Genomic DNA, 8,326 nt, shown 5'->3' on the forward strand with positions numbered 1-8,326 from the left:
GTGCGGATGTAAATGCCCAAGACAGCGGCGGTGCTACCGCCTTGCATTTAGCGGCATGGAAAGGGTTTACCGATATCGTCCGCTATCTGCTCCAAAACGGCGCATCCGGAAATGCCATGAGTACGGATGGAATGACTCCGCTGGATATAGCTATGGTAAAAGGAAACAAAGAGATCGCCGAAGCGATCCAACAAGCGGCTCCGAAGCTCAAACCTCTCTTACAACGCTAAGAAAAAGCCTTTCTCTTTCTCGGGAATTTTTTGCATCTTCCCGTCAAAGTCGATATAGACCAGCACAATTTTCATTTCAAACAGTTTCTCATCTCCCCGAAAGACTTTTTGGACTAATGTAAACGACGCATTTTTCATCTCTTCCAGCTCGGTCGCCACGTCCAAAATATCACCGAGTTTTGCACTTTTGAGATAATCGGCTTCGATATGTTTGGCGACAAAATGCCCCTCTTCCAATATCGGAGAACGTCCGACATCAAAAAAAAGATGGCTTCGCGCCCGTTCGCAGAAGTTTAGATAATTGGAATGATAAACGATCCCGCCCGCGTCGGTATCTTCATAATAGACTCGTATTTGCATCACAAACCTTATCAGAATATATTTAAAAGAGTCATTTTAACATCCATATAAGTAAAACATTATTACTGTACATCAAATAAGACTCCCTAAATTTTAAGTAATGATAAAAATCACCGAGGTTATCCATGATTGACTATACCAAAAAAATAACGACCGACAGAGAATTCAACCCTATCGAGAACCTCGATTACTCGATCGAAAGTGACCGCGGACGTATCCTCTCCTCCCCCGCGTTTCGTCGTCTCCAAAAACGGACGCAGGTATTCGCTCTGGAACTTAACGCCTCGATCCGCACACGCCTCACCCACTCTCTCGAAGTAGCTCAAGTGGCGCGGTTTATCGCAAAAACAATCCTCTCGAAGCTTAAACGTGAGGGGCTGGGTACCTACGGTCTCGAAGAACTCGAAAATGCTTTCGTCTCCACGGCGGAGATGACGAGTCTGCTGCACGATATCGGCAATCCTCCGTTCGGTCATTTCGCGGAGCAGACGATCAACAAATGGATGAAAGAAAACGCCGTGCCGATACTCGATGCCTTCTCCGCGACAACACCCGACGCACAGAACATCAAAGAGACGGTAGCGAAAGATATCTGCAACTACGACGGCAACGCACAGGCGATCCGGGTCATATCCAAACTCCAGCGCCTCAACCTCTCTTATACCCAGACTCTCTCGGTACTCAAATACACGAGAGGAGCGTATGAGACAAAACCTCCCAAAGAAGACGTGCTAAGTTATCTCAAGAAAAAGCCAGGCTTTTACTACAGCGAACACGCTTTTATCGAAAAGGTGCAGCAAACCCTCGGCGTCGCATCGGGGCACCGTTTTCCCCTCACTTACATCATGGAGGCGGCCGATGACATCTCCTACCTGACCGCCGATCTCGAAGACGCTGTCGAAAAAGGGATACTGACGCTCGATCAGGTCTATGATCTCATCAAAAAGGCATGCGAAGCCGAAGGGGAAGACTATCTTCTCGAAATCATCGAAGATCGGTACAATCAGGCAAAACAAAACGACGAGCCGTATCAGTTCAATATGTTTTTTACCCTGATCAAAGCCAAACTCGTCACATCGCTGGTGTTTCACGTCGTGGATATCTATATCGAAAATCATACCGCGATATTTCAGGGGTCTTTCAACTGCGCGTTACTCGACTATGCCAAAGAGAGCAAATACTACAAAGCGGTCAAAATACTCGAAAAACTCTCCGCTAAACACATCTATCAAAACAAAGAGGTTCAGACGCTGGAACTTCAAGGGTATACGATCGTCAACGAACTGCTGAATATCTACAAACCGATATTACAACTCAGTGCGGACGATTTCTCGAAATTGATTCAAGATGAAAAAATCGACTGTTTTATCGCGATGCGGCTGATCCGCCGCATTTCTCCCAAACAGATCGTCGCCTACAAAAATGATGTCAAATCACTGGAGAGAGATAATCGCGAATCGTTTCAGATACTCGAATGGTATTACCGTGTCCGGCTCGTCACCGACTACATCAGTGGGATGACAGACGATTTCGCCCTCAACGAGTATCAAACGCTGATGGCGTTGTAATACAAAAGTATCGTAAAAGCAGGTTTGTGTATCTTTAGAAAAAAGGCCGCTACTCTATTCGCATATCAAGGCTTCGAATCTTTTCAATAATGCTGTGGCTTCCGCCGTTTTTCGAGTCTCTTTTTGCAATGCCGTGATCCGTTCCCGTGACCATGATTTTTCCTGCGCGACCTCTTCGATATAAGCGTTCATGATCACCTCATCAAATTCGGGATGAAACTGCACCCCCCACGCACGTTCTCCGATCCGAAACGCGTGATTGCTATCATGTCCGTTGAATGCCAGCCGGACGGCACCTTCGGGAAGGGTCATAACCGTCTGGGAATGGATCGTGTGTCCCATAAAGTTCTCGGGGAAATCACGGAACAGCGCATCCTCATGGGCATGCGGTGTCGTTTGGATCTCTACCGTACCGATTTCCATACCGTCGTTATGATATCCCGATACGCCCCCCATCGCTTTTGCCAGAAGCTGGTGTCCGTAACATATCGCCAGTAACGGTATCTGACGATCTACCGTATCCGCCAGCCAGCTCGCTGTTTTTTTGCTCCATTGTTCTTCGTCCGTGACCATCGAGTGCGATCCGGTGACGATCACGCCGTCGCATAGACTCAAATCCGGCAGCTCCTCGCCCGCTTCTACATGTACCGTGAAGATTCTGGAACACGCTGTTGAGAGTTTATCCGTGATCCAATCTTCAAAATCGTTCAGATCGGCCTGCATCGTTTTGAATGTCGAACCGGTCTTAATAATACAGATATTTTTCATGTTATTTCTTTTTACGGTATTGTAAAAGAAAATTATCCGGAAGGATCGGAGAATATGCCTAAAATTTACGCGTCAGACTAAAAAATTATGAGAGCATAACCGCCGTTTTGATATCCGATCGTATCGATGGAATTCTCTTCGCACATACACATAAGGCGATATGATTCCTGTGTCATACGGCTACTCTCTTTTTACACTCATCACATCTCCCGTCTCGATGCAATATGCGCTTAACAATCCATACCCCTCTTCTTCCTTATAGCACCCCGTATCGATATTAACAAAATGATCCCGGATACGCGGACCGTTTTGCATCGGAGTGTGCCCGAAGATATTAAAAATCGGTGCATCTGCGGAATCGGGATCGCGGCGGTTGGTCGTAACAAGTCTGGCAAAAGTACCGTACAGCGATTCGACTTTTCGCATTGCCCACGCCGTAGCAATCGGAGCATGAGAAACGACAACCGTTTTTTGCGATGGATGCTCGATCGGCAGTTCCAAATAAAGGGGGAGTTTTTCCATCCATTTCATATCCTCCTTGAATCGCTGAAGTCCCTCGGCATAATCATCAGCTTTGATCGGTTTGCCCTCTTCGAGTTTGACCAGTCGATAGGACCGAAGCGTCGCAACACCGCCGTTACTGAACCATATACTGTGCGAGGGAAGTTCTTCGCCCGTCTCGAAACAGCGTCCTATCACAAATCCCTGAGTGATCATCGCTTCTTCGTGGTTACCCATGACGCACAAATGGTTGTTTTCTCTAACGTATCGAACCACCTCCGCGCTCTGTGGTCCTCTATCGATCAAATCGCCGACAAATACGAGACGCGCGTCTGTCGGAAGGCGTGCAACGAGTTTCATGAGGGTACTGTAATGGCCGTGAACATCGCCGATAACATAGTGATTCATAACAGTTCCTTGATCAGTACCGTACTTTTGAATTTAAACGATTTACTTTTGTAATTAAATTTATTGCATATAAAAATAATTCTACACTAAAAATCGTACTATACGTATATAATAATTTCTCCTCAACCTATTTCATATCTTGTAACAGTATTATGCTATAACCATATCCGGTAAAGAGGGAGAGATCATGCAGCGCTATAAAATCTTCCATCGTACTTACTACAATTATTCTTCATCGGTGATTTTAGGCCCACACCGTTTGCTTTTGCGCCCGAGAGAAGATTACGAGCTGCGTATCGAATCGTTTATCCTTAAAATGACTCCCGACGCGGCACTTCTTTGGCACCGGGACATAGAAGGAAACTCCGTCGCTATTGCCACTTTCACTCTACCAACCACCCAACTGCTGATCGAAAGCGAAGTAATTATTCAACAATATAACGAAGCTCCTTTGGATTTTATCGTGAGCGATTATGCCCTGCGTTATCCGTTCGTCTATCGAGGGGAAGAGGAAATTTTACTCTCTGCATACAAGGCTTTACCCGATCCGCACAGTGTTGCAAGCGTCAATCAATGGATAAAGAATTTTTGGCATCCCGGTGAAAAAATTCAGACCTATACCTTATTGCAGCGGATCAACGAATACATATACCGTACTCTCGCTTACCGCATCCGCGAAGAACCCGGAGTACAAAGTGTGGAACAAACTCTCGCTTACGGGAGCGGATCATGTCGTGATTTTGCTTTTTTGTTTATGCAGGCAGTACGTTCATTGGGACTGGCGGCCCGATTTGTCAGCGGATACCTCTATGCACCGCTGATGGCTGCACAGATCGGATCAACCCATGCATGGGCGGAAGTCTATTTACCGGGTGCGGGGTGGAAAGGGTTTGATCCCTCGATAGGAAAAATGGCGGGAAGCGATCATATCGCCGTAGCGGTAGCGAGACTTCCCGAAGCCGTCCCTCCGATTTCCGGATCATTTGCGGGTACAGCAATTTCAAGTCTTGCGGTAGGAGTGTGGGTTACCCCTCTTATTTAGCCGTCTCCTCGGCGTAGATTTTTTCCAGCTCTTCGAGGCGTTCCATCTTCCGATAATGACGCAGGTTCAGCTTGGCAAATTTATACCCCAGAAAAATAACGATCGGCCAAAGTGCAAGCCATAATAATGATTCGATGTATTCCATATCTCTCTCCTAATAGCTGAAGGGATCGTTTTTGATCTCTTCGTGTGTCACCGGACGCGCCATAGAGCGCCAGACATACGCGATATATCCCAAGACGACCGGGACAAACAGCGACACGTATCCCATAACGGCAAGGATATATCGGCTTCCCGAGCCGTTAAAAGTCGTCAATGAGCTTTGGATATCGCTCGTCGAAGGGTAAAACGGAGCTCCGCCCACACCGGTCGAAAAGAGCAGCGAGAATACCATCATCACCGTCCCGGCCGATGCGAACCAGAAACCGATTTTAGCTCCTTTGAAAGCGCCGAAGACGAATAGTCCGAGTCCGATCACAAACGGGAGGAAGATACTCAACGGATATTGCATAAAGGTATGCAAGTAACGGTTCGGTTCTATTGAAATTTGGCCGTTCATACTCGCAGCCCCCGGAAGGAGAAAAATCCAGAGTGCAAATGCGCCTAAAAAGGCAACCGTGATGATCGTCTCTTTAATGCGTTTGCGTTCAATTATCCGAATAATCGATTCTTCCCTCACGCTGTTGGTGATATACAGCATCCCCAAAACGCGCGAAACCAATACAACACTGATTCCCCCTAGCAGATTGAACGGGATACTCAATGCTTCCAAACCGCGCGTGGAGGCCATCCATTGAGTATATCTCGTACCGTCGATCATAAACGGACTGCCCGAGAACATCGTCGCAATGATGACGCCGATCAAAAACGGAGCAAGATAGCCGTTGATGCTTAAAAAAGTCTCAAACACTCCGGAACCGTAGACATTCCCTTTTTTCGTTCGGTATTCATACGAGACCGCTTGGACGATATAAACAAACAGCAGCGCCATCCATGCAAAATAGGCTCCGCCGAAGCTCACCGCGTAAAAGAGGGGAAACGCGGCGAAAACGGCTCCGCCGAACAGCACCAAAGTTGTGAATCCTAATTCCCATTTGCGCCCGAATACGTTGTAAAGCAATGTCTTATCGGCTTCGTTTTTCCCGAGCGACGGAATTAATGCCTGTCCCCCCTGAACAAACAGCATCATCGCCAAAAATCCGCCGAGCAGCGAGACAATTCCCCACCAGTAGTTTTGAAGCCATAGCAATTCCCATGTCTCAAACATGATCGTCTCCTTTTTCAGCGATATGAGGCCCTTTTGTGATTGCCGAGATCATGATTTTGATCTCAGCGATCAGTAAAGCGGTAAAAAGTACTGCGAACATCCAAAAGGTGATCTGCACGCTTTGCGCACTTAACGCGCTCACCCCTTTCATCGTCGGCAGCAGATCCTGAATAACCCACGGCTGACGCCCTACTTCCGCTACGATCCATCCCGCTTCACACGCCACGAATCCCAAAGGAATGGAGAAAAACGTGATCCACAACGCCCAGCGGGTACGAATCAGCTCGTTGGTCATCGATAGATACAACAAGACGATGAACAAAACGATAAAAAACGATCCGAGACCTACCATCAGATGGAAACTGTAAAACGTCAATGCGATCGGAGGAACCGTCTGCTTCGGATCGGTGAAATGACCGTATCCCATATACGATTCGTTTGCGTCAAACGCATTCAGATGTGCCGCCGCCGTCTGCGCGTCTCCCGCTTTTTTCGCATCATGATACGCAGAGAGTTCGGTAAGTGCGGCTTGCCCGCGCGCGATTTTTTCACTCGCACTCATAACGTCGAATTTTGCATTTCCCGCAATTAGATCGTTGATTCCCGGTACAAAGGCGTTGATATCATGGTATCCGAGGATGGAAAGCGCATAAGGGATCTGGATATCTCCGAAAAATTCGGGCTGGTCGTCTCCGATCTCTTTATCGGAGTTTAAAATACCGAACGCGACGATTCCGGCTCGTCCTTCTCCAGTATAAAGCCCTTCCATAGCCGCTAGTTTCATCGGCTGTTTTTGAGCGACCTGATGCGCCGATTCGTCTCCGCTGAGGAGAAGAAAAATCGATGCGAACAAACCGAATGAAGCGCCCACGATAATACTGCGACGCGCGAACTGCGTCTCACGCCCGCGAATCAAAAACCATGCCGATACGCCGACGACGAAGATTGCCGCCGTCACATACCCTCCTCCGATCGTATGGAGAAATTTAGCCACCGCGACGGGTGAAAAAATAACATCCCAGAAATTGCCCATCTCGTAGCGCATGGCATCGGGATTGAATTTCATCCCTACGGGGTGCTGCATCCAACCGTTCGCCACAAGAATCCAAAGCGCCGAGAGGTTTGTTCCGATGGCAACCAGCCATGAGGAAAGGAGATGAAACCCTTTGGAAACACGGTTCCATCCGAAAAACAAAACGACAAAAAAGGTCGATTCAAGGAAAAAAGCAAAAATCCCCTCAATCGCCAACGGTGCGCCGAAGATATCGCCGACGATCCACGAATAGGCGCTCCAGTTCGTTCCGAACTCAAACTCCATGATCAGACCGGTAGCGACACCGATTACGAAATTGATTCCAAACAGCTTAACCCAAAACTTGGTCGCCGAAAGCCATTTTTCATCGCCTGTTTTCAGATAAATCGTCTCCATGATAGCGACGAGAAAAGAGAGTCCCAATGTCAGCGGGACGAACAAAAAGTGATATATAGCCGTGAGCGCGAACTGTGCTCTGGACCAATCGACGAGTTCCATGGGTATCCTTAGATAAACGGTTATTTTGGAGGAGATAGTTTTTCAGCAATCGCTGAAGGAGCGGTTTGAGGTGATGTTTTGTAAGGGTCGTCGTATAAAAAATGAAACAGTGCCCAAATAAAAAGCAATTTAAGCGCAAATACGGCAACAAGGCTGTTTTTTAGCCGAAGATTTGCAAAAAAATCGTAATACATTTGGAAAATACCGTAACGTTTCATTACTGTGTTTCCTTAACAATTCAACTCTGAATGACTATTCATAAACCGAATGTTAACGACTTAAACTGTAAAAAATCTTTTGGATTTATCTATAATCTGATCTTAAAATTTTTATTGGTTAACATTCATTTACACATCGGATCAAGCCGAAAGCCAAAGCGCTTTCGATCCGTAAATGATGAACTGAGCCGCAATGGCTCCGACGACAAGCCCCATAATCCGAGTCATGATCTTAAGCCCTGTAACTCCCAGCACTTTCGTTAGAAAAATAGCATTTTTAAGGGTAATATAGACAATAAACGTCGAAATAACGACTGCACTCAGCAATAAAGCGATCTCGATATAGTCGGTACTCTTCGCTTTAAAAATCATCAAGGTGGAGATCACCCCCGGCCCGAATAGAATCGGGATACCGATAGGAATCACCGATATG

The 8,326-nt window shown here is 46.9% G+C and carries 11 protein-coding genes; 3 read left to right on the forward strand and 8 right to left on the reverse strand.

All coding sequences use genetic code 11. The features are described 5' to 3' along the window. Window positions 1-230, forward strand: a 230-nt coding sequence (locus tag Q0389_RS06330; RefSeq protein ID WP_298692838.1) for an ankyrin repeat domain-containing protein, incomplete at its 5' end; no start/stop codon positions are given. Here the strand turns inward: Q0389_RS06330 and Q0389_RS06335 are convergent. Beyond that, window positions 219-590 (reverse strand): YbgC/FadM family acyl-CoA thioesterase, encoded by a 372-nt coding sequence (locus Q0389_RS06335; protein ID WP_298692840.1) that lies wholly within the window; start codon window positions 588-590, stop codon window positions 219-221. The genes Q0389_RS06330 and Q0389_RS06335 overlap by 12 nt on opposite strands. Window positions 591-715: 125 nt before the next feature. Here Q0389_RS06335 and dgt point away from each other — a divergent pair, with 125 nt between their 5' ends. Next, window positions 716-2,158 carry a dGTPase gene (dgt, locus tag Q0389_RS06340; protein WP_298692842.1) on the forward strand — a complete coding sequence of 481 codons (1,443 nt, stop codon included), beginning with the start codon at window positions 716-718 and terminating at the stop codon, window positions 2,156-2,158. Between the two features lie 54 nt (window positions 2,159-2,212). Here the strand turns inward: dgt and Q0389_RS06345 are convergent, their stop codons facing one another. Together Q0389_RS06345 and Q0389_RS06350 are read right to left on the reverse strand one after the other, a co-directional pair. Next, window positions 2,213-2,926 (reverse strand): glutamine amidotransferase, encoded by a 714-nt coding sequence (locus tag Q0389_RS06345; RefSeq protein ID WP_298692844.1) that lies wholly within the window; start codon window positions 2,924-2,926, stop codon window positions 2,213-2,215. A 180-nt stretch (window positions 2,927-3,106) separates the two neighbouring features. After that, window positions 3,107-3,835 (reverse strand): metallophosphoesterase, encoded by a 729-nt coding sequence (locus tag Q0389_RS06350; protein WP_298692846.1) that lies wholly within the window; start codon window positions 3,833-3,835, stop codon window positions 3,107-3,109. Between the two features lie 187 nt (window positions 3,836-4,022). Between Q0389_RS06350 and Q0389_RS06355 the strand changes: the two genes are divergently transcribed. Further along, the gene (locus Q0389_RS06355; RefSeq protein ID WP_298692848.1) at window positions 4,023-4,877 is read left to right on the forward strand and encodes a transglutaminase family protein; all 855 of its coding nucleotides are present in this window, start codon (window positions 4,023-4,025) and stop codon (window positions 4,875-4,877) included. Here Q0389_RS06355 and Q0389_RS06360 read toward each other — a convergent pair. The 5 genes from Q0389_RS06360 to Q0389_RS06380 all read right to left on the reverse strand — a co-directional run. After that, window positions 4,870-5,022, reverse strand: a complete 153-nt coding sequence (locus Q0389_RS06360) for a hypothetical protein (RefSeq protein ID WP_298692850.1) — start codon at window positions 5,020-5,022, stop codon at window positions 4,870-4,872. The two genes, Q0389_RS06355 and Q0389_RS06360, sit on opposite strands and share 8 nt — an antisense overlap. 9 nt (window positions 5,023-5,031) lie before the next feature. Beyond that, window positions 5,032-6,144, reverse strand: coding sequence for a cytochrome d ubiquinol oxidase subunit II (locus Q0389_RS06365; RefSeq protein WP_298692853.1), 1,113 nt, complete (start codon window positions 6,142-6,144; stop codon window positions 5,032-5,034). Next, a complete protein-coding gene (locus Q0389_RS06370; RefSeq protein ID WP_298692855.1) occupies window positions 6,137-7,675 on the reverse strand; it encodes a cytochrome ubiquinol oxidase subunit I in 1,539 nt (512 codons plus the stop codon). Before Q0389_RS06370 ends, Q0389_RS06365 begins: the two co-directional genes overlap by 8 nt. 20 nt (window positions 7,676-7,695) lie before the next feature. Continuing rightward, a complete protein-coding gene (locus tag Q0389_RS06375; RefSeq protein WP_298692857.1) occupies window positions 7,696-7,893 on the reverse strand; it encodes a hypothetical protein in 198 nt (65 codons plus the stop codon). A 141-nt stretch (window positions 7,894-8,034) separates the two neighbouring features. After that, a partial coding sequence (locus Q0389_RS06380) for a MarC family protein (RefSeq protein ID WP_298692858.1) occupies window positions 8,035-8,326 on the reverse strand: 292 nt, incomplete at its 5' end.

The sequence above is a fragment of the uncultured Sulfuricurvum sp. genome (assembly GCF_937936435.1).
Lineage (GTDB): Bacteria > Campylobacterota > Campylobacteria > Campylobacterales > Sulfurimonadaceae > Sulfuricurvum.